Source organism: Aeromonas aquatilis (assembly GCF_054052405.1).
Genome location: NZ_JBSTYP010000015.1, coordinates 60,421 through 83,869 on the forward strand (window position 1 = coordinate 60,421; position 23,449 = coordinate 83,869).

General features: G+C 60.5%; 23 protein-coding genes, 1 pseudogene and 1 riboswitch. Of the genes and pseudogenes, 17 read left to right on the plus strand and 7 right to left on the minus strand.

All coding sequences use genetic code 11. The annotated features are described in order from the left end of the window. Positions 1 to 23: 23 nt before the first annotated feature. From hscB to ACW5W8_RS07900, 3 genes and pseudogenes are all read right to left on the minus strand, one after another. Complete coding sequence (gene hscB, locus ACW5W8_RS07890; protein WP_498627224.1) at positions 24 to 542, minus strand: co-chaperone HscB; 519 nt, start codon at positions 540 to 542, stop codon at positions 24 to 26. Positions 543 to 608: 66 nt separating this feature from the next. Beyond that, a pseudogene (locus ACW5W8_RS07895) lies at positions 609 to 812 on the minus strand (sensor histidine kinase); the annotation flags it as partial. After that, positions 809 to 1,477, minus strand: a complete 669-nt coding sequence (locus ACW5W8_RS07900; protein WP_498627226.1) for a response regulator transcription factor — start codon at positions 1,475 to 1,477, stop codon at positions 809 to 811. The pseudogene ACW5W8_RS07895 and the gene ACW5W8_RS07900, both read right to left, overlap by 4 nt. An 88-nt stretch (positions 1,478 to 1,565) precedes the next feature. Between ACW5W8_RS07900 and ACW5W8_RS07905 the strand changes: the two genes are divergently transcribed. The 9 genes from ACW5W8_RS07905 to ACW5W8_RS07945 all read left to right on the plus strand — a co-directional run bounded on the left by ACW5W8_RS07905 (position 1,566) and on the right by ACW5W8_RS07945 (position 11,218). Beyond that, a complete protein-coding gene (locus tag ACW5W8_RS07905) occupies positions 1,566 to 1,988 on the plus strand; it encodes a hypothetical protein (RefSeq protein ID WP_040096408.1) in 423 nt (140 codons plus the stop codon). Positions 1,989 to 2,074: 86 nt separating this feature from the next. Then, entirely contained in the window at positions 2,075 to 2,632 is a 558-nt protein-coding gene (locus tag ACW5W8_RS07910; protein WP_498627227.1) for a hypothetical protein, read from the plus strand. Next, positions 2,612 to 2,724: riboswitch (TPP riboswitch) on the plus strand. It overlaps the preceding gene by 21 nt. A gap of 280 nt (positions 2,725 to 3,004) precedes the next feature. After that, positions 3,005 to 4,996 (plus strand): phosphomethylpyrimidine synthase ThiC, encoded by a 1,992-nt coding sequence (gene thiC, locus ACW5W8_RS07915; RefSeq protein WP_498627229.1) that lies wholly within the window; start codon positions 3,005 to 3,007, stop codon positions 4,994 to 4,996. Further along, positions 4,993 to 6,600, plus strand: a complete 1,608-nt coding sequence (gene thiE, locus ACW5W8_RS07920; protein ID WP_498627230.1) for a thiamine phosphate synthase — start codon at positions 4,993 to 4,995, stop codon at positions 6,598 to 6,600. The genes thiC and thiE overlap by 4 nt, the downstream gene beginning before the upstream one ends. Then, complete coding sequence (locus ACW5W8_RS07925; protein WP_498627231.1) at positions 6,590 to 7,384, plus strand: HesA/MoeB/ThiF family protein; 795 nt, start codon at positions 6,590 to 6,592, stop codon at positions 7,382 to 7,384. Before thiE ends, ACW5W8_RS07925 begins: the two co-directional genes overlap by 11 nt. After that, the gene (gene thiS / locus ACW5W8_RS07930; protein WP_069555221.1) at positions 7,381 to 7,587 is read left to right on the plus strand and encodes a sulfur carrier protein ThiS; all 207 of its coding nucleotides are present in this window, start codon (positions 7,381 to 7,383) and stop codon (positions 7,585 to 7,587) included. Before ACW5W8_RS07925 ends, thiS begins: the two co-directional genes overlap by 4 nt. A gap of 85 nt (positions 7,588 to 7,672) precedes the next feature. After that, positions 7,673 to 8,440 (plus strand): thiazole synthase, encoded by a 768-nt coding sequence (locus ACW5W8_RS07935; protein ID WP_498627233.1) that lies wholly within the window; start codon positions 7,673 to 7,675, stop codon positions 8,438 to 8,440. Positions 8,441 to 8,475: 35 nt separating this feature from the next. Then, the gene (gene thiH, locus ACW5W8_RS07940; RefSeq protein ID WP_498627234.1) at positions 8,476 to 9,690 is read left to right on the plus strand and encodes a 2-iminoacetate synthase ThiH; all 1,215 of its coding nucleotides are present in this window, start codon (positions 8,476 to 8,478) and stop codon (positions 9,688 to 9,690) included. Between the two features lie 886 nt (positions 9,691 to 10,576). After that, positions 10,577 to 11,218 (plus strand): hypothetical protein, encoded by a 642-nt coding sequence (locus ACW5W8_RS07945; protein ID WP_040069442.1) that lies wholly within the window; start codon positions 10,577 to 10,579, stop codon positions 11,216 to 11,218. 232 nt (positions 11,219 to 11,450) lie between these two features. On the opposite strand, the gene ACW5W8_RS07950 is transcribed toward ACW5W8_RS07945, so the two are convergent. Continuing rightward, complete coding sequence (locus ACW5W8_RS07950) at positions 11,451 to 12,392, minus strand: DUF2971 domain-containing protein (protein ID WP_498627236.1); 942 nt, start codon at positions 12,390 to 12,392, stop codon at positions 11,451 to 11,453. Then, positions 12,385 to 12,810 carry a GNAT family N-acetyltransferase gene (locus ACW5W8_RS07955; protein WP_498627238.1) on the minus strand — a complete coding sequence of 142 codons (426 nt, stop codon included), beginning with the start codon at positions 12,808 to 12,810 and terminating at the stop codon, positions 12,385 to 12,387. The genes ACW5W8_RS07950 and ACW5W8_RS07955 overlap by 8 nt, the downstream gene beginning before the upstream one ends. A gap of 207 nt (positions 12,811 to 13,017) precedes the next feature. Between ACW5W8_RS07955 and ybaK the strand changes: the two genes are divergently transcribed. Both ybaK and ACW5W8_RS07965 read left to right on the plus strand, forming a co-directional pair. Then, on the plus strand, positions 13,018 to 13,482 hold the full coding sequence (gene ybaK / locus ACW5W8_RS07960; RefSeq protein ID WP_005336092.1) for a Cys-tRNA(Pro) deacylase: 465 nt from the start codon (positions 13,018 to 13,020) through the stop codon (positions 13,480 to 13,482). A 185-nt stretch (positions 13,483 to 13,667) separates the two neighbouring features. Continuing rightward, complete coding sequence (locus ACW5W8_RS07965) at positions 13,668 to 14,552, plus strand: transporter substrate-binding domain-containing protein (RefSeq protein WP_498627239.1); 885 nt, start codon at positions 13,668 to 13,670, stop codon at positions 14,550 to 14,552. Here ACW5W8_RS07965 and ACW5W8_RS07970 read toward each other — a convergent pair. After that, positions 14,546 to 15,430 carry a LysR family transcriptional regulator gene (locus ACW5W8_RS07970; RefSeq protein ID WP_498627241.1) on the minus strand — a complete coding sequence of 295 codons (885 nt, stop codon included), beginning with the start codon at positions 15,428 to 15,430 and terminating at the stop codon, positions 14,546 to 14,548. The genes ACW5W8_RS07965 and ACW5W8_RS07970 overlap by 7 nt on opposite strands. A gap of 134 nt (positions 15,431 to 15,564) precedes the next feature. Here ACW5W8_RS07970 and ACW5W8_RS07975 point away from each other — a divergent pair, with 134 nt between their 5' ends. From ACW5W8_RS07975 to ACW5W8_RS07990, 4 genes are all read left to right on the plus strand, one after another. Then, positions 15,565 to 15,966: a CidA/LrgA family protein gene (locus tag ACW5W8_RS07975; protein WP_040069042.1), complete on the plus strand. Its 402-nt coding sequence runs from the start codon at positions 15,565 to 15,567 to the stop codon at positions 15,964 to 15,966. Continuing rightward, positions 15,959 to 16,648 carry an LrgB family protein gene (locus ACW5W8_RS07980; protein WP_498627242.1) on the plus strand — a complete coding sequence of 230 codons (690 nt, stop codon included), beginning with the start codon at positions 15,959 to 15,961 and terminating at the stop codon, positions 16,646 to 16,648. Before ACW5W8_RS07975 ends, ACW5W8_RS07980 begins: the two co-directional genes overlap by 8 nt. A gap of 74 nt (positions 16,649 to 16,722) precedes the next feature. After that, positions 16,723 to 17,616, plus strand: a complete 894-nt coding sequence (locus tag ACW5W8_RS07985; RefSeq protein ID WP_498627244.1) for a transporter substrate-binding domain-containing protein — start codon at positions 16,723 to 16,725, stop codon at positions 17,614 to 17,616. 426 nt (positions 17,617 to 18,042) lie between these two features. Then, the gene (locus tag ACW5W8_RS07990) at positions 18,043 to 18,906 is read left to right on the plus strand and encodes a patatin-like phospholipase family protein (RefSeq protein ID WP_498627245.1); all 864 of its coding nucleotides are present in this window, start codon (positions 18,043 to 18,045) and stop codon (positions 18,904 to 18,906) included. Positions 18,907 to 18,982: 76 nt separating this feature from the next. Here ACW5W8_RS07990 and mutS read toward each other — a convergent pair whose 3' ends face one another. Continuing rightward, positions 18,983 to 21,553 (minus strand): DNA mismatch repair protein MutS, encoded by a 2,571-nt coding sequence (gene mutS, locus ACW5W8_RS07995; RefSeq protein WP_498627246.1) that lies wholly within the window; start codon positions 21,551 to 21,553, stop codon positions 18,983 to 18,985. Between the two features lie 250 nt (positions 21,554 to 21,803). Between mutS and pncC the strand changes: the two genes are divergently transcribed. Both pncC and recA read left to right on the plus strand, forming a co-directional pair. Continuing rightward, the gene (gene pncC, locus ACW5W8_RS08000) at positions 21,804 to 22,295 is read left to right on the plus strand and encodes a nicotinamide-nucleotide amidase (RefSeq protein ID WP_498627248.1); all 492 of its coding nucleotides are present in this window, start codon (positions 21,804 to 21,806) and stop codon (positions 22,293 to 22,295) included. 80 nt (positions 22,296 to 22,375) lie between these two features. Then, entirely contained in the window at positions 22,376 to 23,440 is a 1,065-nt protein-coding gene (gene recA / locus ACW5W8_RS08005; protein WP_040068994.1) for a recombinase RecA, read from the plus strand. Positions 23,441 to 23,449 lie beyond the last annotated feature (9 nt).

The following is a 23,449-nucleotide window of genomic DNA, read 5'->3' on the forward strand; positions in this document are numbered from 1 at the left end:
ATGAAACTTCCAGCGTTAAAGGATCAAGACTCGAGAAGCGAGTCTTCGAATCGTTCCAGCTCTTCGAGGAGCTTGTCGACAAACTTGAGTTTGCGAACGCAATCAGCGGCAACGAGATCTTTACCGGCGGCAAGAGACTCGGTCAGCTGCTGCATCAACAACTGGTGATCATGCCTGATCTCGCGGCGAAAATCCTTGATGGCGCGCTCAGGGTCTGCGTCATCTTTCAGATCGGCCAGACGCTCGCGCCACTCCAGCTGCTGCATCAGAAACGCGGTATCTTGCAGAGTCTGCTGTTCACCACGGATATCGGTGCCACGCAGGGAGAGCAGATATTCGGCACGGCGCAGCGGCGCCTTGAGGGTGGTGAATGCTTCGTTGATCTGGGCGGCACGTTGCACCGCAGCCAGCTGCTCCCGTTCGGGGGCCGTGGCAAAACGATCAGGATGGAATTGGGTTTGCAGCTGGCGGTAGGTATCAGCCAACTGACGGGTATCGAGCTCGAAGCCTTCAACCAGCCCAAACAGCTCGAAATGATTCATGCAAACCTCTTGGAAACGTTCGCCACAACCTCACTCGCCCCTGGCAAACGAGATGTGGGGGGGGGGGGGGGGGGGGGGGGGGGCCGCCCCCCCGAGGCGCAGCCAGTCATCGCTGTAGCGGGTCACCTCCGCCTCCAACCAGTGGCGCAGGCTCAGCTCCTCCATCTTGTCCTCGGCCACCAGCATCAGGCCGGAGAGCAGGATCAGCAGCACCACCCCGGCGCCGCCGAGCGCCATGATCAGGCGGCGGCGAAGGCTCGGCAGGCTCATGCGCTCACCAGTCGGTAGCCCTGACCGTGCAGGGTCTCCAGCATGGGAGTGGGGAAGGGTTTGTCGAGCGCGTTGCGCAGGGCGTAGATGTGGCTGCGCAGGGCATCGGAGTCGGGCTCCTCGTCCCCCCAGACGGTGTCGAGCACCTCCTGACGGCTGACGATGGCGGGAGCTCGGCGGGCCAGCAGCGCGAGGATCTGGAACGGGATCTTGCCGAGCTTGAGGGGCTCACCGGCGCGGGTGGCGCGGCCGCTGGCGACATCGACCGTCAGATCGCCAAAGCTGATGGCCCCCACATCGCCACGAGGGCCGCGCATGCTGAGGGCTTGCAGCCGCACCTCCAGCTCCTCCATGGCGAACGGCTTGACCAGATAGTCATCCCCTCCCGCCTTGAAGCCTGCCAGCTTGTCTTCCAGGCTGTCGCGGGCGGTGAGAAACAGTACGGGGGTGGCAATCCCCTGCTCGCGCAGGCGCGCCACCGTGCTGAGGCCATCGAGGCGCGGCATCATCACATCCATGATGATGACGTCGAAACGCTGCTCCTCCAGCAGTTGCAGCGCCGCCTGACCGTGATAGGCACAATCGAGACGGTGACCGGCCAGCTCCAGATAATCCATGATGGTTTCCGCCACCTGAGGATTGTCTTCCACTACCAAAATCTTCATGCTTTGCTCTCCTGGTTGGTGAGCGTTTCACGCTCTTTTCACACCGGATTCGGCATCCTGTTTGCCAGTGTAACCCCGAGGATCCCTGATGAAGAAGTCTCTCTGCGCCCTCCTGCTGTTGATCTTGTTGCCACTTGGAACCGCACAGGCGACCGAATTCAAACTGACCGGCCGCACCACCTGGCAGCTTGGCCAGTTGATGGTCAACGGTCTGCCGTTCGTGATCGACGACCAGACCCGTTTCAAGGATTGGCTCAACGAGGATGATCTCGGCGGTACCTGGGTCGAGATGAAGGGGGTGGTGGAGAACGGCGTGCGCTATGTACGCAAGGTCGAAGCCCTCGACGAAGATGACAAGGACGAGATGGATCTGGAGGGGCCGGTCGAAGGGGGGCGGATCTGGGGCTACACCACCTCGGACAACAGTCTGGCGCCGTTCGAAGGGCGCTGGCTCGAGCTGGAATGCAAGTTTGACGGCATGCGCCTGAGCCGCTGCCGCGAGGATGACTGATCCGATCTCTGCGTTCCGATTAGAAATGCTCCCGAATGAAGCCCATGCTTGTCCAGCATGGGCTTTTTGTTCAGGGACGAACGAAGATGGAACAATCGAGAAAGTGGTGTGCATGGATGCTGAGTGTACCGCTCTGGGCGGCGCAGGCGGGAGCTGACGAATTGTGGCTGGTGGAGCTGGAGCACAGCGATGGTATCCGCCTGCAATTTCAGGGGGCCGAAGTGGAGCTGGGCAGTGCCGTCGTCTGGCGGCAGGGGGAGATTTGGCCGCAGCCACTCAAACCCGGCGACCAGCTCGCTCTGCTGGTGGCTGATGGCGTTGCCACCCGCATTGAGCTGCTGGCCGCCAGAGCCCCGCTGGCCAATCAGCCCTGGCAGCGGGCGCAAGATCGCCTGCAATCCTTCGATGACCGGCAGCTCACGCTGGCCACCCTGGGCACTGTGCCACTCAATCCGCAGGTGCGCTGGGTCAACGGTTCGGCCGCCGATCTGCACGAAGGGAGTGCGCTGGTGCTGAGCCGCGATGAACAGGGTCGCTTAAGCGAAGTCCTTGTCATCAATCCGGAGGAGGATTGCCCCATCTTGTTAACGGCTTGTGCTTTAGATTTTCCCCCTTATACTGGCGCCATCTTGTCGGAGTGCTGACCGTCGAACGACGCGAAGCTGAGACCGTTAATTCGGGATCCGTGGAACCTGATCAGGTTAAAACCTGCGAAGGGAACAAGGGTAACTTGCGGGTTACCGCGCCGGGGGAGGTACAAGCCTCTTCCGCTCATCGAAGGGATCACCCTTGATGGGTTAGGGCGCACAGGAGGGAGTCTGTCCCGTCCGGTTTTCCAGCACGTGGGGTGCCTTGCCCACAGCGTGCAGAGAGCGGGAAGGGGCAGTACAGCAGCGCGGAGATCCATCCCGCGCGCACTCCCTCCCGAGATAAACACCCCGCCGCAAGTTCATCTTCTCCTCGAACTCCAGACAAGCAAACACCCATAACTTCAACCAGTTAATGTGAGTTTTGCTATGTCTACTTCCGTATCTGATACTACCAAATCCAGCCGCCGCGAGCAGCGCTCCAGCGCTCAGGCCTTTATCGACAGCCTCAAGGGGATGGCTCACCCCAACTCCCGCCGCATCTTTATCGAAGGCTCCCGCGCCGATATCCGTGTGCCCCTGCGGGAGATCCAGCTGGCCGACACCTTCGTCGGCGGCACCAAAGAAAATCCCCAATTCGAGCCCAACGAGCCGGTGCCGGTCTACGACACCTCGGGCCGTTACGGCGAGGAGGGGGTCGCCATCGACGTGCGCCGCGGCCTGCCGCGCCTGCGGGAGAACTGGGTGCTGGAGCGGGATGACACCGACGAACTGCCGGGGCTCAGCTCCACCTTCACTCAGGAGCGGCTGGCCGACGAGGGGCTGGATCACCTGCGCTTCGAGCACTTGCCAAAGCCGCGCAGTGCCAAGCCGGGCCGCCGGGTGACCCAGCTCCACTACGCTCGCGCCGGTATCGTCACTCCCGAGATGGAATTTATCGCCATCCGCGAGAACATGGGGCGCGAGCGGGTGCGCTCCGAGCTGTTGCGCACCCAGCATCCGGGCCGCGATTTCGGTGCCCGTCTGCCGGAAAATATCACCCCCGAATTTGTGCGCGATGAGGTGGCCGCCGGTCGCGCCATCATCCCCAGCAACATCAACCACCCGGAAGCGGAGCCGATGATCATCGGCCGCAATTTCCTGGTGAAGATCAACGCCAACATCGGCAACTCGGCGGTCACCTCCAGCATCGAAGAGGAGGTGGAGAAGCTGGTCTGGTCGACCCGCTGGGGCGCCGACACCGTCATGGATCTCTCCACCGGTCGCTACATCCACGAGACCCGCGAGTGGATCCTGCGCAACAGCCCTGTCCCCATCGGTACCGTGCCCATCTATCAGGCGCTGGAGAAGACCAACGGCATCGCCGAAGACCTTACCTGGGCGCTGTTCCGCGACACCCTGCTGGAGCAGGCCGAGCAGGGGGTGGACTACTTCACCATCCACGCCGGCGTCCTGCTGCGCTTCGTGCCGATGACCGCCAAGCGCCTCACCGGCATCGTGTCGCGCGGCGGCAGCATCATGGCCAAGTGGTGCCTCTCCCACCACAAGGAAAACTTCCTCTACCAGCACTTTCGCGACATCTGCGAGATCTGCGCCGCCTATGACGTGGCCCTGTCGCTGGGCGACGGTCTGCGCCCCGGCTCCGTCTATGACGCCAACGACGAGGCCCAGTTCGCCGAGCTGCGCACTCTGGGCGAGCTGACCAAGATCGCGTGGGAATACGACGTGCAGGTGATGATCGAGGGGCCGGGTCACGTGCCGATGCACATGATCGAGCGCAACATGACCGAGCAGCTGGAGCACTGCCACGAGGCTCCGTTCTATACGCTGGGCCCGCTCACCACCGACATCGCGCCCGGTTACGATCACTTCACCTCCGGCATCGGCGCCGCGCTCATCGGCTGGTACGGCTGCGCCATGCTCTGCTACGTCACTCCCAAGGAGCATCTGGGGCTGCCCAACAAGGAGGATGTGAAGCAGGGGCTCATCACCTACAAGATCGCCGCCCACGCCGCTGACCTTGCCAAAGGCCACCCGGGGGCCCAGATCCGCGACAACGCCATGTCCAAGGCGCGCTTCGAGTTTCGCTGGGAGGATCAGTTCAATCTGGCCCTCGACCCCGACACCGCTCGCGCCTACCACGACGAAACCCTGCCGCAGGAGTCCGGCAAGGTGGCCCACTTCTGCTCCATGTGCGGGCCCAAGTTCTGCTCCATGAAGATCACTCAGGACGTGCGCGATTACGCGGCGAAATTGGAAGCCGTTGAGATCAGGCTGGTCGGCATGGATGGCCAGCAGGAGCAGGTGGTGGCTCAGGTGGAGAGCGGCATGGCCCGCATGGCGGAGACCTTCAAGGAGACTGGCGGCGAGATCTACCATCAGGCGGCGGCGCTGAAACAGGCCGCAGGGGAGGAGGCGTGAGCAGCGCAAGCGGGGCTGTCAGCCCCGCCGATCTGCCGCCTGTGACGGACTCGCAGCCTGTGGTCTGGACCATCGCCGGTTCAGACTCCGGCGGTGGCGCCGGTATTCAGGCCGACTTGCACACATTGCACGACCTTGGCGTGCACGGCTGCTCGGTCATCTCCGCCATTACCGCCCAGAACTCGGTGGCGGTGAAGATGGTTGACCCCGTGCTGATGCAGACCTTCACCGCCCAGATCGACGCCCTCGGCGTCGATCTGCCGCCTGCCGCCATCAAGATCGGTCTGCTGCCGACCCGGCTCCATGTGGAGGTGCTGGCCCGTCGACTGGCTGCCATCGAGGCCCCCTTCGTGGTCTACGACCCGGTGGCCATCGCCAGCAGCGGCACCCCGATGGCGGAGCCCAATATGCTGGAGGCGGTGCGTGAACAGCTGCTGCCACGTCTGTCGCTTATTACCCCCAACGGCCCCGAGCTGGAAGCCCTGACCGGACTGCCGGTCAGCAGCCCCGAACTGGTGCGCCTCGCCGCCCGCCGTCTGCGTGAACTCGGCGCCCGCGCCGTGCTGGTGAAGGGGGGCCATCTGGAGTGGAGTGGCGATCTCTGCCTCGATTACTACCAGGATGAGACCCGCGAGTTCTGGCTGGCGGCACCGCGCCTGAATACCCGCCACGGCCACGGCACCGGCTGCTGCTACGCCAGCGCCATCGCCGCCGTGGTGGCGCAGGATTATCCGGTGGAGGATGCCATCACCCTCGCTCGCGCCTACTTGCAACAGGGGCTGGCGGCGGCGCAAGGAGTGGGGGCAGGCCCTGGGCCCATCGCCCATCTTGGCTGGCCAAGCAGTCTTGCCCACTTCCCCCGCGCCGTATTGGCGGGTTCAACCCTCGATCGCCGCTTCGGGCTTTATGAGACAAGCAGCGCCCGCCTGCCGCAGGGCCCCTTCGCGCCGACTGAACACAACCTCGGTCTCTATCCGGTGGTGGACTCGGTCAAGTGGCTGCGCCGCCTGCTGGGGCAGGGGGTCAAGACCATCCAGCTGCGGATCAAGAATCTGCCCGCCGCTCAGGTAGCACCGGCCATTCGCGATGCGGTTGAGCTTGGTCGCCGTCATGGGGCGCGGCTCTTTATCAACGACTACTGGCAGCAGGCCATCGAGGCGGGCGCCTGGGGCGTGCATCTGGGGCAGGAGGATATGGAGACCGCCGATCTCGCCGCCATTCAGGCGGCCGGGCTGCGCCTTGGCATCTCCACCCACGGCTACTTCGAGCTGATGCGGGCGCGCGAGCTCGCCCCCTCCTATATCGCGCTCGGCCATATCTTCCCGACCAACACCAAGGCGATGCCCTCACGCCCGCAGGGGCTAGTGCGGCTGCACCGCTACCGCGCCCTGATGACGGAGTGGCCGACTGTCGCCATCGGCGGCATCAGCGAGGAGCGGGTGGCGGCGGTCAAGGCAAGCGGGGTCGGCAGCATCGCGTTGGTCTCGGCCATCACTGCCAGCGATGACTGGCAGGGGGCGACCGAACGGCTGCTCGCCGCCGTGGGGGCGGGTGATGAGCCGCGTTCGGCCACCGTTATACGGGAGGCTGAACATGCGCTCTGATGGTGCGTCTCTTAGTGACAAAGAGTATCTGCGATACGGCCGCCAGCTGATGCTGGCGGAAGTGGGTGAAGAAGGGCAGGCACGGCTCAAGGATAAATCCGTGCTGATCGTGGGCTTGGGCGGGCTTGGCTCGCCGCTGGCCCTCTATCTGGCCGGAGCCGGGGTGGGCACCTTGTGGCTCGCCGATGGCGATACGGTCGATTCCAGCAACTTGCCGCGCCAGATCCTGTTCGATAGCGAGTCAGTCAACCACTCCAAGGCGGAGTTGGCCCGCGAGCGCTTGGCCGCCCACAACCCGCTGGTGGAGCTGATCGCCATCAACCAGCGACTCGATGCCGCCAGCCTGCCGGAGTTTGTGGCCGAGGTAGATCTGATGATCGACTGTTGTGACAACCTCGCCACCCGTCAGGCCATCAACGCCGCCTGCGTGGAGCAGGGCAAGCCCTGGATCTCCGCCGCCGCAGTGGGTTGGCAGGGGCAGCTGATGGCGCGTACCAGCAGCGATCACGCCTGCTACGCCTGCCTCTATCCGCTGGATACCAAGCTCGCCCAGAGCTGCGAGACCAGCGGCGTCACCGGCCCGCTGGTGGGGGTGATGGGCTCCTTGCAGGCGCTGGAGGCATTGAAACTGCTGCTCGGGATGCCGAGCCCGGTCGCTGGCACATTGCGCCGCTTCGATGCTTTGACCCATCAGTGGCAGACCCTCACTCTGGCCCCCGATCCCGATTGCCCGGTCTGCGGACAGCGGCGATGCCCGACACACGATAAGGAGATCACCCCATGACCCTCACCATTCGACTCAACGATAAAGCGCAGCCTCTGACGGCAGGGCAGAGCGTGGCCGACCTGCTGGCGGCGCAAGACGTTAATCCACAGGGGGTGGCGGTGGCCCTTAACGGCGCCGTGCTGCCCCGTGGCCGCTGGGCCGAGACCCGTCTCAATGACGGGGATGAACTTCACCTATTTACCGCCATTGCGGGAGGCTGATCCATGATGCTTGCGTTCCCAACTTCGAGTGCTCTGCCTTGCGGCGGAACTTCATCTCTTCTTACCACTGTGGCGGGAGGCTGACATGCTCAAGATTGCCGATCACACCTTCTCATCGCGCCTCTTTACCGGCACCGGCAAGTTTGCCCGCCCGGAACTGATGGCCGCCGCCATCGAGGCGAGCGGCTCCCAGCTCGTCACCATGGCCATCAAGCGGCTCGAACCGGGCAAGGCCCACGACGATATCCTGAGCCCCTTGCTGCAACTCGGGGTCAAGCTGCTACCTAACACCTCCGGCGCCAAGACCGCCGCCGAGGCAGTGTTTGCCGCCCAGCTCGCCCGCGAGGCGCTGGGGACGAACTGGCTCAAGCTGGAGATCCACCCCGATCCGCGCTATCTGCTGCCCGATCCCATCGAGACGCTGAAAGCCGCCGAGCAGCTGGTGAAAGAGGGCTTTGTGGTGCTGCCCTACTGCGGCGCCGACCCGGTGCTCTGCAAGCGGCTCGAAGAGGTGGGCTGCGCTGCCGTGATGCCGCTTGGCGCGCCCATCGGCTCCAATCAGGGGCTGGTGACCCGGGAGTTTCTCTCCATCATCGTCGAGCAGGCCAATGTGCCCGTGGTGGTGGACGCGGGGATCGGTGCGCCGAGCCATGCCGCCGCCGCCTTTGAGCTGGGCGCCGATGCCGTGCTGGTCAACACCGCCATCGCGGTGAGCGGCGACCCGGTCGCCATGGGCCGCGCCTTTGCGCTCGCCTGCAGCGCTGGGCGCAGCGCCTATGAGGCAGGCCTTGGCGCCCGCGCCCTGCAGGCCCAAGCCTCCAGCCCGCTGACCGAATTTCTGGGGGCGTTATGAGTCATGATGCTGGCTCGGGGCAAGAGCCAATCGCCATGTCCTCTTTCGCCACATCCCCCGATCCTGACGTTCTGCCCCCCCCTCTCCCTTTGGGAGAGGGGGTGAGGGCGCCGGGGGGGAGAGCTAAGGAGCCTACCTTTCTTGACCGATGGCAGGAGTTGGATTGGGACGATATCGGCATGCAGATCCGCGCCAAGACCGCCGCCGATGTAGCGCGAGCCCTGAGCGCACCACGGCGTACCCTGGCCGATTTTATGGCGCTGATCTCCCCTGCCGCCGAAGCCTATCTGCCGCAGATGGCAGCCGAGGCCGAGCGGCTCACCCGCCAGCGTTTTGGCAACACCATCGGCTTCTATGTGCCGCTCTATCTGTCGAACCTCTGCGCCAACGACTGCACCTACTGCGGCTTCTCCATGAGTAACCGCCTCAAGCGCAAGACCCTGAATAGCGAGGAGATTGAGCGCGAGTGCCTCGCCATCAAGGCGCGCGGTTTTGACAGCGTGCTGCTGGTGACCGGCGAGCATGAACACAAGGTGGGGCTCGCCTATTTTCGCGAGGTGATGCCCATCATCCGCCGCCACTTCAGCACGGTAGGGATGGAGGTGCAGCCCCTCTCGCAGGCCGACTATGCCGAGCTGAAAAGCCTCGGCCTCGACGCCGTCATGGTCTATCAGGAGACCTACCACGCCCCCACCTACGCCCGCCACCATCTGCGTGGCAACAAGCGGGACATCGCATGGCGGCTCGCCACGCCGGATCGGCTGGGCCGCGCCGGTATCGACAAGATAGGGCTGGGGGCGCTCATCGGTCTCTCTGCGGACTGGCGCGCCGACAGCTACTTTGTCGCCGAGCATCTGAGCTGGCTGGAGCGCCACCACTGGCAGAGCCGCTACTCGCTCTCCTTCCCGCGCCTGCGCCCCTGCACCGGCGGGTTGGAGCCTTCCGTCATCATGTCGGATCGCCAGCTGGCCCAACTTATCTGCGCCTGGCGTCTCTTCTCGCCCACGCTGGATTTGTCCCTCTCCACCCGCGAGTCCGCCACCTTTCGCAACGGCGCGGTGCGCCTTGGCATCACCCAGATGTCGGCCGAATCGCGCACCCAGCCGGGTGGCTATGCCGAAGGGGATAAAGAGGAGCTGGAGCAGTTCGCCATCCATGACGACCGCCCGGTGGGTGAAGTGGCCGCCGCCGTGCGGCAGGCGGGGTTGCAGCCGGTGTTTAAGGACTGGGAGCCCTTCTTGGGCCGATAGGGGCGGTCACGCCCCCCTTTGTCGGTGGCATCCGGCGTCCAGCCAGACTCCGTGCCTGTGGCAAGCAGGCACGGCTTCGCCGTGCAATCGTAGGGTCGATTAGCCGATAGGCGTAATCGTCCGGGGGATAGTCGATGGCACGGCTTTGCCGTGCAGGACGCGAGGCCGCTGGCCTCGAGGGGTTTTCGCCCGCCCTTCGGGCCGGGGCGAGTGGCTTTGGAAAGACCCAATGTCACCAAAGGTCTTCTCCCCCGCCAATCCGACCGCTACGCGGTTTCCCTCGGGTCAGGAACAAGGTCGGACGGACCGCCGCAGACGGCACATCCCTGTGCCGTCTGCGTCTGCGCCATCATCCCTGATGGCGCTCCTGACCTTGCTCCTTCCCCTCGGTGGATTGGAGGGGGAGCCAATACTGTGCCTTCTATAGCTACAGAGATCAGTCTGTGGGAAAAAGGACGTAGATATTCGAATAAAGAAGCCGTCGATGGAGGAAGAAGCGATTCTTGGCCTAGCACTCAAAAGTAGCTCTGGCGGCGAGGGAGACGGCTTTTCTGCGGTGATTCCAACTCATCATGATCTTCAGTCGAAAGAAGCCTAAGTGCAGAAAACCATAGTTACTCAGCAGTGCGGCCACCTGCTAGGCGAGGCCTGAATGGCTGTAATCCAATACGGTGATGAGGGAGGCAAGTTGATTTCTGTGTCAATTATTCATCCATATTAGTTTTAAAGGTCTGTTGGTATGAGTTCAGTTACCACCAATGTTTGAGTGAGACCATGAACGAGATGGTGACTGATTGTATAGTTCTAATTAAATAGACTAAATGTTAATGTCTGTGTATGTTGATAAATAAGAGTGATGTATAGGATTCCCAGATAGAAGGTGTCTATGTTGAGTTTTTTGACTGATTACTCCGATCTTATAATTAAAAGTGGTTCATTTCTGATTGCATTATTAGGGGTTGCTCCAATCATTAGAAAATGGTTGTTAGATTTAGATAGTAAGCGAAAAGATGACTATCGTTTTGCAAGGGAATTCTTTTCTGATCTCGATAAAAATCCAAGTATGCATCCATTTGTCAGAGAAAAGGGGTATTTAGCTATAGCAGGCAAGTCTCATGTGAATGAAGGTGAAGTATCTTATATATTGAGCCTCAAGGAGCCAAGCAAGGCGCTGGGGAATTATAAACTGGCAAAGGGAATCGTATGGTTTGACTCTGAAAAATCTCTTGTTAAGATAAGCTATAAGAAATGGTATAAGTATAAATTCGTCCGTATTGTAGCTAAGGCTTACCATATCATTAAGTATGGCGTGTTTTTCTTCTTGGCAATCCTTCCATTATATTCCAATTCCTTCAGGGAATGGATAGGTGATGCACTTATATTATACGTGTTTTTATTTTCACCTATATGTATGTTTATCGCTGTAAGATCAATAATAGAAAAGGAGAAAATAGTTTCTGCGGAATATATTGTCAAAAACCAAGAGTCACATACCAAAATAATAAAGTATATTTCTGGTGGAAATTGATGGGGTATTATTTTGAATATGGGGTTATTCATTTCTGACAAATGATGGCTAATTTTTATAACGTAATAATGTTTAGAGCAATTAATGCGTTATTTTTCAATTTTAGATCTTTTGATAAGATGTTTTCACTTAACGCTGAGAAGGCGGAGAGCTAAACTATTATAGCTATATTTCACCTAAGCTCAGGCATGAAGACCATGGTACTATTACGATGCGATGCATAGTTATGCTGCTAATCTAGCTCATATAAGACTTTGGTTTTTTTAAAACATAAAGAAAATTGATGTGAGCTTAGACTTGCTTGATAGAATGGGGCCTGTGTAAGCCATGGATTATTAAAAATAGATTGCCGTAATATTGATTTATCCGTCTCTGAGAGCCTGCAACCTAAAAATACCCCAGTGATGGATTCTATTGGTACGTCACATAAGAAAATGGAATCGGGTGTCGCAGCGCAAAATGAAAGCAGTTCATTCAAAACAGTACTACTTGGGGGGAATCTCATTTCTTCCATGTCGTCTGTGGAACTACCATCTTTTTCTTGTTGATCCATTAAAGCGCATGCTTGATTGTTAATTGATATCTTTATTTTTTCTTTGTATTTCTCTATGTTAAGTAATCCAATGTAGTCTTCATCATAAAACTCAATCATGTATTCATAGGCATCCTTATGAAGGAGAAAGTAATCTGCATTAGATACCTTAGTTATTATCCGATGTTCTTTTTCATAAATCCAGTCATCGCTTTTAGTTAGTAGGTTTCTTTTAGGGGATGTAGACCTCGGCAATGTTTCATGCCTTTCTCTATTGTATAAAACACGTTCAATAGGTTTTTTTAGACCAAGGTTTTTATTGAAATGATCGTTCAAAATATGGTAATCAAATTCAACCACAATGCCCTTGTGTTCATCGGCATAATGGGACCACATTAATAAATTATTATAACTTTCAGTAAAGGATATTACACCCGTGTCATCAAAACTTTCATCACTTGCGTATTCAGCTATTTGTTGGTAAAAATCCTCTCGATGTTCACTCTCTAATATATTATCTAGAGTGTCTTGGTCAGGACTAAGTTCAAATGGGTCATTGAGAACACAACGTTGGCTTAACCTGAAGCTCGGGTTATTGAAAAAATCAGACCTAAACTTCATGTACTTATAAATTTTATCCATTACAAATACCTTGTTTCTTCAAAAAGTAACTGACATGCCCCGGCGGCATATCGGGCAGCTGGCCAAAGACTTCGTAACCCTGCTTCTGGTAGAAGGGGAGAGCCTGAAAACTGGTGGTTTCCAGATGGTAGTTGCTGATGCCCTTGCTTTGGGCGTACTGCTCCATGGCGCCCAGCAGGCGGCCGCCCCAGCCATCGCGGCGGATGCTTTCGTCGATCCAGAGCCAGTCGACGTGCAGCCAGCCCCACTTGATGTCGGCGATGATGCCGCCGTGTACCTTGCCCTCTTTATCCTTGATAAAGCTGGCGATCCGCTCGCGCAGATGGGTGCCGGCGTGATCCTTGTTGAAGCCCGAGAGACCAATGCGCAGCGCTTCGATCTCATCGTCCTGAGGCGGTTGGGGTGGGGTTAGTTGCATATGAGCTCCTGCTGCATGGGGTCGTGGCTGCGTCAAAGGGTTAAAGCAATACCCGTTTGGACTCACTGTGGTCAAGTTTTCTGGTTGGCCGCCGTCAGCGTACATGGCATGGCGGCCAGTCAATCTCCCTTGCGACTTGCATCACCCCAGAGTGAGGCGCACACTGTTTGGCCTTGTTTTTATGCGATTCGATTCAAGGCAACCATCATGACTCCTGCCATCAACCTGCTGAAGAAGCTCAAGATCCCCCACAAGCTCTACCCCTACGAGTGCGAAGCCCACGACGATTTCGGCAAGCATGCCGCGACCCAGCTCGGGCTGCCGGAGGCACAGGTGTTCAAGACTCTGGTTGCCCATCACGACAAGCAGGCGGTGGTGGCCATCGTTCCCTCATCCGGCATGTGCAGCTTGAAGCAGTTGGCCAAGGCGACCGGCCTCAAGAAGGTGGAGATGATGAAACCGGCGGAGGCGGAGAAGCTGACCGGCTACAAGGTTGGCGGCATCAGCCCGCTGGCCCAGAAGAAACTGCTGCCCACCGTACTCGACGAGTCGGCACTGCAGTTTGACGAGATCCTGGTGAGCGGCGGCAAGCGCGGCCTCTCGGTCGGCGTGGCGCCGCAGGATATGCTGACGTTGATGAAGTGGATCGCTGCTCCCATCGGCGAAGAGTAGGGCCGGGCAAGGTGTGAACCTGCTATCCGGGCCTGTGGTGGCACGAGGGCGATGTGACTCGTGAGGATATCTGCCCGCGTCCCCCTGTTTGTCGTGTTGCTTATCCTTGCCATAGATCGCGCCAAGGTGGGGCACCCACGCTCAGGGGCTACACTGAAAGTACCTCTTCAGCCAAGGCGCGGTTTATGTCCCCCCTGCATCTGTTGGCCGCCGCTCTGCTCTGCATATTGTCACTGACCGGACAGGCGGCCACCCGGTTTACCTACATCAGCCCGGAGAGCGAGCGGGATCTGCGCACCACCTATGATCGGGAGCTGCTGCGGCTCGCCCTCGACAAGACCCGCGACCAGTTTGGCGACTATGAGCTGGAGCCTGCACCGCCCATGACCAAGGCGCGCCAGCGGCTCAGCATGCAGCTCGACAGTTATCCCAACCTCTTTGTAATGGACAGCTACAGCAGCACCCGTGAGGATCTGGGGCTCGCCTATGTCCGTTTTCCCATCCATCTGGGCATCGTCAGCTACCGCATCTGTTTTGTCAGCCCGCAGCAAAAGGCCGCGGTGAGCAAAGTGACCGATCTCAAGGGGCTGCGCCAGTTCACCTTCGGTCAGGGCAAGGGGTGGCTGGATGTGGATATCCTGCGCTACGCCGGGATGGCGGTGGTGGAAGTGGAGGGGTACGAAAAGCTGTTCAAAATGGTGGCGCGGGGGCGCTTCGATCTCTTCTGCCGCGGAGCGAGCGAGCTGCGCAGCGAGCAGCTCACCCACAAGGAGATAGCGGATCTGCTGGTAGATGACGCCTTGTTGATCTACTACCCGCTGCCCCGGGTCTTCTACACCAATCCCAACAATCGCGAGGCGCTGCAGCGGGTCGAGCGGGGGTTGCAACTGGCGTGGCAGGATGGCTCGCTACAGGCGCTGTGGCGCAAGAGCTTTGGCCCGGCCATCGCCTTTGCCAAGCTCTCCCAGCGCCGACTGTTGCGGCTGGATAATCCCTTCCTCGACGGGATCAGCTTCGATTACCGCCCCTATTTCTACAATCCGCAGACCGATCGCTTCGGCGATTACTGAGGTGCCTGCCTCTGGCGGCAGAGGGCCAACCAGGCCTCGGCGGTGCGCGACAGATAGCGCTCGCTCGGCCAGATCACCCCGAGTCGCCAGCTTAGTTCTGGTTCCAGCGGTCGCAGCACCAGACCATCCGGGGTCAGCCGGTTGCAGACCGGCTCCGGCAAGAAGGCGACCCCCATGCCGCTGCGCACCATGGCGGTGAGAAAATCCCACTGGCTGCTGCGTGCCGCTACCTGCGGCACAAAGCCCGCCTCCTGACACGCCTGCTCCAGCCGCTCGCTCAGGGTAAACGCCTGGGTATAGAGCAGGAAGGGCTCCTCCTGCAGGGACTCCAGCCGCAGCGGTGCCTCGCCATGCCAGCGGGGTTGATCAGGCAGCACTACCCGGATCGGGTATTGATCCAGCTCCAGCGCGCTGAGAGTGCCCCCCTCTTTGGTCGGCAGCATGGTGATGGCGAGATCAAGTTCCCCCTCCAGCACCGCCTGCTCGATGCGGCGACCGCCGTACTCCACCAGCGTCAGCTCCACCTTGGGATAGCGGGTGCGGTAGGCGCGGATCAGATCCGCATAGACGTGACCCACCATGGGGGGAATGCCGAGGGTGAGGCGACCGTGTTGCAGGCTCTGCAGATCGGCCAGTTCGGCCTCCAGTTGCTGCATCTCCGCCAAGATGGTCTGGGCCCGGTTGAACAGCACCTGGCCGCTGTCGGTCAGGGTGAAGCGGCGTCCCTCCCGATTGAGCAGGGGCTGGCCCAGCTCCTCTTCGATATTGCGGATCATCTTGCTGATGGTGGGCTGGGTGACAAACAGCTTCTCCGAGGCGCGGGTGAAGCTCTGCTCCCGCACCAGTTCGACAAAATAACGCAGGGCGCGAATATCCATGGACTCTCTCGACTCGTGTTGGCGGGTATGGGATAAAACATGCCTGTTTGGCATGAAGTTGATAATTTTAATTCATTTCTGGCAGGTTTTACTCAACTCTATACTGTGAGCTGGTTCACAGAAAGACGATGATCATGAAAGCCCTCTGCTTGCGCTGGCTACAGACTCCCTTCCAGATTGTGTTGCTGGCAGCCATCTGGCTGCTGGCCGATACCGCGGTTCGAACTCTCCATCTGCCGCTGCCCGCCAACCTCACCGGCATGTTGCTGCTGTTGGCCTGCATCCTGCTCGGAGTGGTCAAGGCCGAGTGGTTCAGTGCCGGTGCGCGCTGGTTGCTGGCCGAGATGCTGCTCTTCTTCGTGCCCGCCGTAGTCGCGGTGGTCAACTATCAGGATCTGCTGCTGCAAGAGGGGTGGCGCATCATGGTGGTGCTGCTGGTGAGCACCACGCTGGTACTCGGCACCACGGCGCTGGTGGTGGACCGGGTCTACCGCCTCGAACTGAAACTGGCCCGCCGGAGTCGCCGTCATGTCTGATACCCTGCTCGGGCTGATCTGTTTCGCCCTTACCCTGCTTTTCTACTACGCCAGCAAATGGCTCTACGGCAAAAAGCGCATCCTGCCGCTGATGCCGCTGCTGCTGGCGCCGACCCTGCTGGTGGCCGTGGTGGTGCTGTTCCACATCTCCTATCAGGATTACATGGCCGAATCCCACTGGCTGCTCTGGCTGCTGGGGCCGGCCACCGTCGCCTTCGCGGTGCCGGTCTACGAGAACCGCCAGCTCATCCGCCGCCACTGGTTGTCGCTGTCGGTCGGGGTGGTCGCCTCAGTCATTATGGCGGTGGGCAGTACAGTGCTGCTGGCCCGCTGGCTGGATCTCTCCGACATGCTGCAACGCAGTCTGGCGATGCGCTCCATCACCACGCCGTTTGCGGTGGAGGCGACCCGCGCCATCGGCGGTCAGAGCGACCTCACCGCGCTGTTTGTGGTGCTGACCGGCGTCATCGGCATGGCGGTGGGGGAGAGCGTGCTCACCGTGCTGGCCATTCGCAGCCGCCTAGGCAAGGGGGCCGGCTTTGGCACCTCGGCCCATGGCGCCGGCACCGCCAAGGCCTATCAGATGGGCAACGAAGAGGGGGTGGTCTCCAGCATGGTGATGATGATCGCCGGCATGGTGACCGTGCTGCTGGCACCCCTGCTGGGCCAGCTGTTCTGGTAGGCGGAGCTTCCCTTTACAAGGCGGCTTGTCCCGGCGCTACACTCTAGTGAGCGTGTATTTCCGGGATGAGCATTATGACCTTTCATCGCCTTGCCTCCTGCTTGCTGCTGCTTTGCTGCCTGTTGCTTGCCACCCCACTTTCTGCTGGCAACATTTTTACCTACCCCAGTCCGGAGAGCCCGCAAGATGTGCGGGCACTCTACTACCGCGACCTGCTGCAACTGGCACTGGATAAAACCCTGGATACTGATGGGGGGTATGAGCTGCGCGCAGCGCCTATGATGAACCGTGCCCGCCTGCGTCTTGAACTGATCAAAGGCCACTACACCAATCTGTTCTCTGTCGATAGTCAGCGCCCTGCCGCCGAGGCGATCCACCTCGACTATGCCCGGTTCCCGGTCGATCTCGGGATCCTCGGCTACCGCATCTGTTTCGTCAGTCCGGCGCGGGCAGAGGAGGTCGCCAGGATAACCCGTTTGGATCAGCTACAGGGGCTGCTCCACGGGCAGGGGCTGGGCTGGCAGGATGTGGCCATCTTGCGCCACAACGGGATGCAGGTGCGGGAAGTCGCCGAGTATGAGCGCTTGTTCCGGCTGGTGGCCAAAGGGCGCATCGACCTCTTCTGTCGGGGGGCCAACGAGCTCTATAGCGAGCTGGCACAGCGTCCCGAGCTGGGGTTGCAAGTGGATGCCCATCTGCTGCTCTATTACCCATTTCCGCGGCTTTTTTATACCCACAAACGCAATCAGCAGGGGCTAGATCGTATCAATCGTGGCTTGCAACTGGCATGGGCAGATGGCTCGCTGCAGTCGCTCTGGCGTACTCACTTCAAACCGGCCCTGGATCAAGCCAAGCTGCCGGGGCGCCTGCTGTTCAAGCTGGAAAACCCTACCTTGACGCCGCTGGATTTCGATTATCGCTCCTACCTGTACGACCCGTTCAATGAGCGATTTGGTGTGGCGCCATAAGCCAAGGGTTGCCTGCCAGCACGGGGCCGCCCTGCATCTCTGCTGCCTGAGTCCATGCCCTTGAGGCACCCTGGCTCCACTGCCCGTTGTGACAGCCATACGGGCTTGCCGAGCGCTATTGGCTGCCGCCTCTTAACCATCAGACGGGAGCTGGTATCACTCCCCCCCTAATTGGGTGGCTGAACCATAATTTTTTTCATTCCTCATTGGCATGATTTTCATTATTTAAATTCATTTTTTGAAGGTTGTTGCGCTGCATATACTGGGGGTCGCTTCACGGTTCAGGTTTGCTCCTGCCCGCTTCTGGCTTGTGCGAGTGAGCCTGAATCGTCCTGCTGCGGCGTCTTGATGTTCTGCATGAAGGCGTCCATCACTGGGCCGGGATCGATCCCGGCAGGTATTACAGCTGACGGAGCCTTGCTTGTTATGTTTAATTCCCACTCTTGCGCCCTGATTGTCGAAGGGGGCGCGATGCGCGGCATCTTTGCCAGCGGCGTGCTCGATGCCTTTGTCGAAAGTCACCACTACCCGTTCGATTTCGTCATGGGCGTCTCGGCCGGGGCGACTAATCTGGTCTCTTATCTGAGCGAGCAGCCACGCCGCAGCCACCACATCATCACCGAGCTGGCCTGCAGCAGCGACTTTCTCGATCCGCTGCGCTTCGTCAAAGGGGGTGATCTGGTAGATGTCAGCTGGCTCTGGCGAACCAGTCGCTACCGCTTTCCCCTCGACCTCGACACCTTCTCCGCCTGCCGCATTCCCTTCTATGCGGTCACCACCGATGTGGCGACCGGCGAAGCGGTCTACCTGCCGGTGCGCCCCGACAATATGGACGAGGTGCTGACCGCCACCTGCGCCCTGCCGGTGGTGCAGCACGAAACCCCCTGTGTCGATGGTCGCCCCATGGCGGATGGCGGCATCAGCGACTCCATCCCGGTGATCGAGGCTTACCGGCGCGGGGCGCGGCGGATAACGGTGGTGCTCTCCGAGCCCCGCGGCTATCGCAAGAAGCCCGCTCGCTTCTGCTGGATGGTGAAGGCGCTGCTAAAGACCCAGCCCGCGCTGGCGCAGGCGATGCTAGCCAGAGACGTGGCCTACAATCGCGCCCTCGATTTTATCGAGGCTCCACCCGCTGACTGCGAGATCGAGGTGATCGCACCACCGGTCGGCTTTGCGGTTTCCCGTTTTACCCGCGATCAGCTCAAGCTGGAGTCCGGCTATCTGCAGGGCTACTGGCAGGGACGCCAGAGCCTGCTGCGGGCCAGTGGAGAGGCGCGGGCGGTGGCCTGACTGGTTTGCCGGGTGCTGAATATGAAAAGGGGAACCTCGCGGTTCCCCTTTTGCATGCTTGCGCGGCAGCCAGTGCTTACAGCATCTGCTTGAGGCGATAGAGCAGATCCAGCGCCTGACGGGGGGTGAGCTCGTCCGGGCGCACCGCTTCCAGCTCATCGACCACCGGATGGCTCTGGGGCGCCATGGCCACCGGGGTAGGGCGGGGTTCACCGGCGGCGACCGGGGTGGCGCTTTCCAGCTCGTGCAGTTTGTGACGGGCCTGCTGGATCACTGATTTGGGCACCCCAGCCAGCGCCGCTACTTGCAGACCGTAGGAGCGGCTGGCCGCCCCCTCCTGCACTGCGTGCATAAAGGCGATGGTGTCGCCGTGCTCCACCGCATCGAGGTGGACGTTGGCCAGCCCACTCATCAGCTCGGGCAAGCGGGTCAGCTCGAAGTAGTGGGTGGCGAACAGGGTGTAGGCGCCGATCTTGCTCGCCAGCTGTTCGGCGCAGGCCCACGCCAGCGAGAGGCCGTCGTAGGTACTGGTGCCGCGGCCAATCTCGTCCATCAGCACCAGACTGCGGGCGGTGGCGTTGTTGAGGATATTGGCGGTCTCGGTCATCTCCACCATAAAGGTGGAGCGGCCGGAGGCGAGATCGTCTGACGCCCCGATGCGGGTGAAGATACGGTCGATGGGGCCGATGCGGGCGCTGTCGGCGGGCACGAAGGCGCCGATATGGGCCAGCAGCACGATCAGCGCGGTCTGGCGCATATAGGTGGATTTACCGCCCATGTTGGGACCCGTGATGATCAGCATCCGCCGCTCCCGCTCCAGCCGGATAGGGTTGGCGATAAAGGGGTCGGTCATCACCTGCTCAACCACTGGATGGCGGCCCGCTTCGATCAGGATCTGATCCTCATCGATGAGGGTCGGGCAGCGGTAGTCGAGGGTCTCGGCCCGCTCGGCCAGGTTGGCCAGCACGTCCAGCTCCGCCAGTGCGGCTGCGGAATCCTGCAGATCGCCGAGGTGGGGCAGCAGGGCATCGAGCAGCTCTTCGTAGAGCCGTTTCTCCAGCGCCAGCGCCTGGGACTGGGCGGTGAGTACCTTGTCCTCGTACTTCTTCAGCTCATCGATGATGTAGCGTTCGTTGTTCTTGAGGGTCTGACGGCGGATGTAGTGGGCCGGCACCAGATGGCTGTTGGCCCGGCTCACTTCGATATAGAAGCCGTGCACCTTGTTGTAGCCCACCTTGAGGGTGTTGATGCCGGTCAGCAGCTTCTCCCGCTCCTCGATGCGGGCGAGGCTGGCGGTGGCGCCGTTGGCGAGATCCCGCAGCTCGTCCAGCTCCTGATTGAAGCCGTCACGGATCACGCCACCATCGCGGATCAGCACCGGCGGCACCTCCATCACCGCGCGCTCCAGCAGGTCGAGCAGCTCGGGGAAGGTGCTGGCCCGCTCGGTCAGCTGTTGCACCGCTTCGTGTTCGTTGTCCGCCAGCAGGCGCTGCAACTCGGGTAGCTGGGCGAAAGCCTGACGCAGGCGGGTGAGGTCGCGCGGGCGAGCCGAGCGCAGGGCGAGACGGGCCAGTACCCGTTCTACATCGCCGACTTGGCGCAGCAGACCGCCCAGCTCGTCGTAGAGGTTCTGCTCGATCAGCTCCTTGATGGTGCTCTGGCGACCTTTCAGGATCACCCGATCGCGGATCGGCTGGTGAATCCAGCGCTTGAGCAGCCGGCTACCCATCGGGGTGGCGGTGCGATCCAACACCTCGGCCAGGGTATTTTCATAGCCACCGGCCAGATTCTGGGTCAGCTCCAAATTGCGGCGGGTGGCGGCATCCATGATGACCGCATGATCCGGCTGCTCGAGGCGCACGCTGCGAATGTGGGGCAGGGCGGTGCGCTGAGTGTCCTTGACGTACTGCATCAGGCAGCCGGCGGCGCACAGGGCTGTTTCGCTCTTGTCGACGCCAAAGCCCACAAGATCCTGAGTGCCGAACTGCTGGCAGAGCAGCTTGCGAGCGGTGCCCAGCTCAAACTCCCACTCGGGGCGGCGACGCAGGCCGCGGCGCCCCTCGATATGGTGCAGGAACTCGAACGATTCGGGATAGAGCAGTTCGGCCGGATTGGTGCGCTGCAGCTCAGCCAGCAAGGTCTCTTCTTTCTCGAACTGGTTGATGAAGAAGCGGCCGGAGCCGATGTCCATGGTGCCATAGCCGAAGCGGCGGCCATCGTGGTAGACGGCTGCGATCAGGTTGTCCTGCCGCTCGCTGAGCAGCGCCTCGTCGGAGACGGTGCCCGGGGTGATGATGCGAATGACCTTGCGCTCCACCGGCCCCTTGCTGGTGGCGGGATCCCCCACCTGTTCGCAGATGGCGGCCGACTCGCCGAGCTGCACCAACTTGGCCAGATAGCCCTCGATGGCGTGATAGGGCACCCCCGCCATCGGGATGGGGCTGCCCGCAGACTGGCCGCGTTTGGTGAGGGAGATGTCGAGCAGTTGGGAGGCCTTGCGGGCATCGTCATAGAACAGCTCGTAGAAGTCGCCCATCCGGTAGAACAGCAGGATCTCCGGGTTCTCGGCCTTGAGGCCAAGGTACTGCTGCATCATGGGCGTGTGGGCGCTCAGATTGGCGCCGCTGGCTTGGTGTTGTGCGGTCATGTTCTGTTCCAGAAGGGGCCTCTGCGGGCCAGTGTCTGCGGTGATGAGCCTTGAGCTTGATGGCGCCATTCTACACATAAGCGCCGCGACGGGGGAGCGGGTGTTCCGGGCGCGGTTGTTCTGCACTATTGAAGGCATGACACAGGTGCGGCACCTCACATTGCGGCAGGCAAGGGCGGTCTGCCGTGGTTGCGGGCGGCGCTAGCGGGATCGCATAATGTGCCTCTTGAGCGGATCAGAAGGAGTCGTGATGAAACTGGATGCAGAGATAGAGCACCTTGCCATCGAGCTGGGACGGGCCCTCGGTCAGCGGGGTTGGCTGGCGGCGACCGCCGAATCCTGTACCGGCGGCGGGGTGGCCACGGCTATAACCGACATCGCAGGTAGCTCCGGCTGGTTCGATCGTGGTTTTGTCACCTACACCAACGAGGCCAAGCAGCAGATGTTGGGGGTGAGCAGCGATAGCCTTGAACAGCACGGTGCAGTGAGCGAAGCGGTGGTGCTGGAGATGGCCCGCGGCGCGCTGGCGCACTCGTCTGCCTCCATCAGCGTTGCTATCAGTGGCATCGCCGGCCCCGGCGGCGCCACCGAAGGCAAGCCGGTCGGCACCGTCTGGTTCGCCTGGGCCGACCGCAACGGCCGTCACCACTCCCTGCTCGCCCGCTTCGGCGGGGATCGCCGGCAGGTACGTCAGCAGGCGGTGAGACAGGCCTTGTCGGGTCTGTTGGCTCTGCTCAGATAAATTGGGCTTGATACTGTATGAATAGACAGTATACTTAGCCCAACTTCACTTCTTACTCACGATTTCCAGCGGAGATTGGCATGGATCAGAACAAACAGAAGGCACTGGCGGCTGCGCTGGGTCAGATTGAAAAGCAGTTCGGCAAAGGTTCCATCATGCGTCTGGGCGACAGCAAGACCATGGATATCGAAGCCATCTCTACCGGTTCCCTCTCGCTGGACGTGGCGCTGGGGATCGGCGGTCTGCCGTGTGGCCGTATCGTCGAGATCTACGGCCCGGAATCTTCCGGTAAAACCACTCTCACCCTGCAGGTGATCGCGGAAGCCCAGAAGAAAGGCAAAACCTGTGCCTTCGTCGATGCGGAGCACGCGCTGGATCCTATTTATGCTGCCAAGCTGGGCGTCAACGTCGACGACCTGCTCATCTCTCAGCCGGATACCGGTGAACAGGCGCTGGAGATCTGCGACATGCTGGTTCGCTCCAACGCGGTTGACGTCATCATCGTCGACTCCGTGGCGGCTCTGACGCCGAAAGCGGAAATCGAAGGGGAGATGGGTGACTCCCACGTTGGCCTGCAGGCTCGTCTGATGTCCCAGGCGCTGCGCAAACTGACCGCCAACATCAAGAACGCCAACTGCCTGTGCATCTTCATCAACCAGATCCGAATGAAGATTGGTGTTATGTTCGGCAGCCCGGAGACCACCACAGGTGGTAACGCGCTCAAGTTCTACGCCTCCGTGCGTCTGGATATCCGTCGTATCGGCGCCATCAAGGAAGGTGACGAAGTGGTCGGTAACGAGACCCGCGTCAAAGTGGTCAAGAACAAGGTGGCCCCGCCCTTCAAGCAGGCTGAATTCCAGATCTTCTACGGCGCCGGTATCTCCAAAGAGGGCGAGCTGGTGGATCTCGGTGTCAAGCACAAGCTGATCGACAAGGCCGGAGCCTGGTACAGCTACAACGGCGAGAAGATCGGTCAGGGCAAGGCCAACGTCATGAAGCTGTTCGCCGAGAACAAGGTGATGGCTGGCGAAGTGGAAGCCCGCCTGCGCGAACTGCTGCTCTCCGGTGCCGTGCCAGTCGATGACAAGGCTGCACCGGTTGAGGCAGAAGAGTTCGATGCCGAAAGCGAACAAGAGTTCGAATAAGGAACAAAG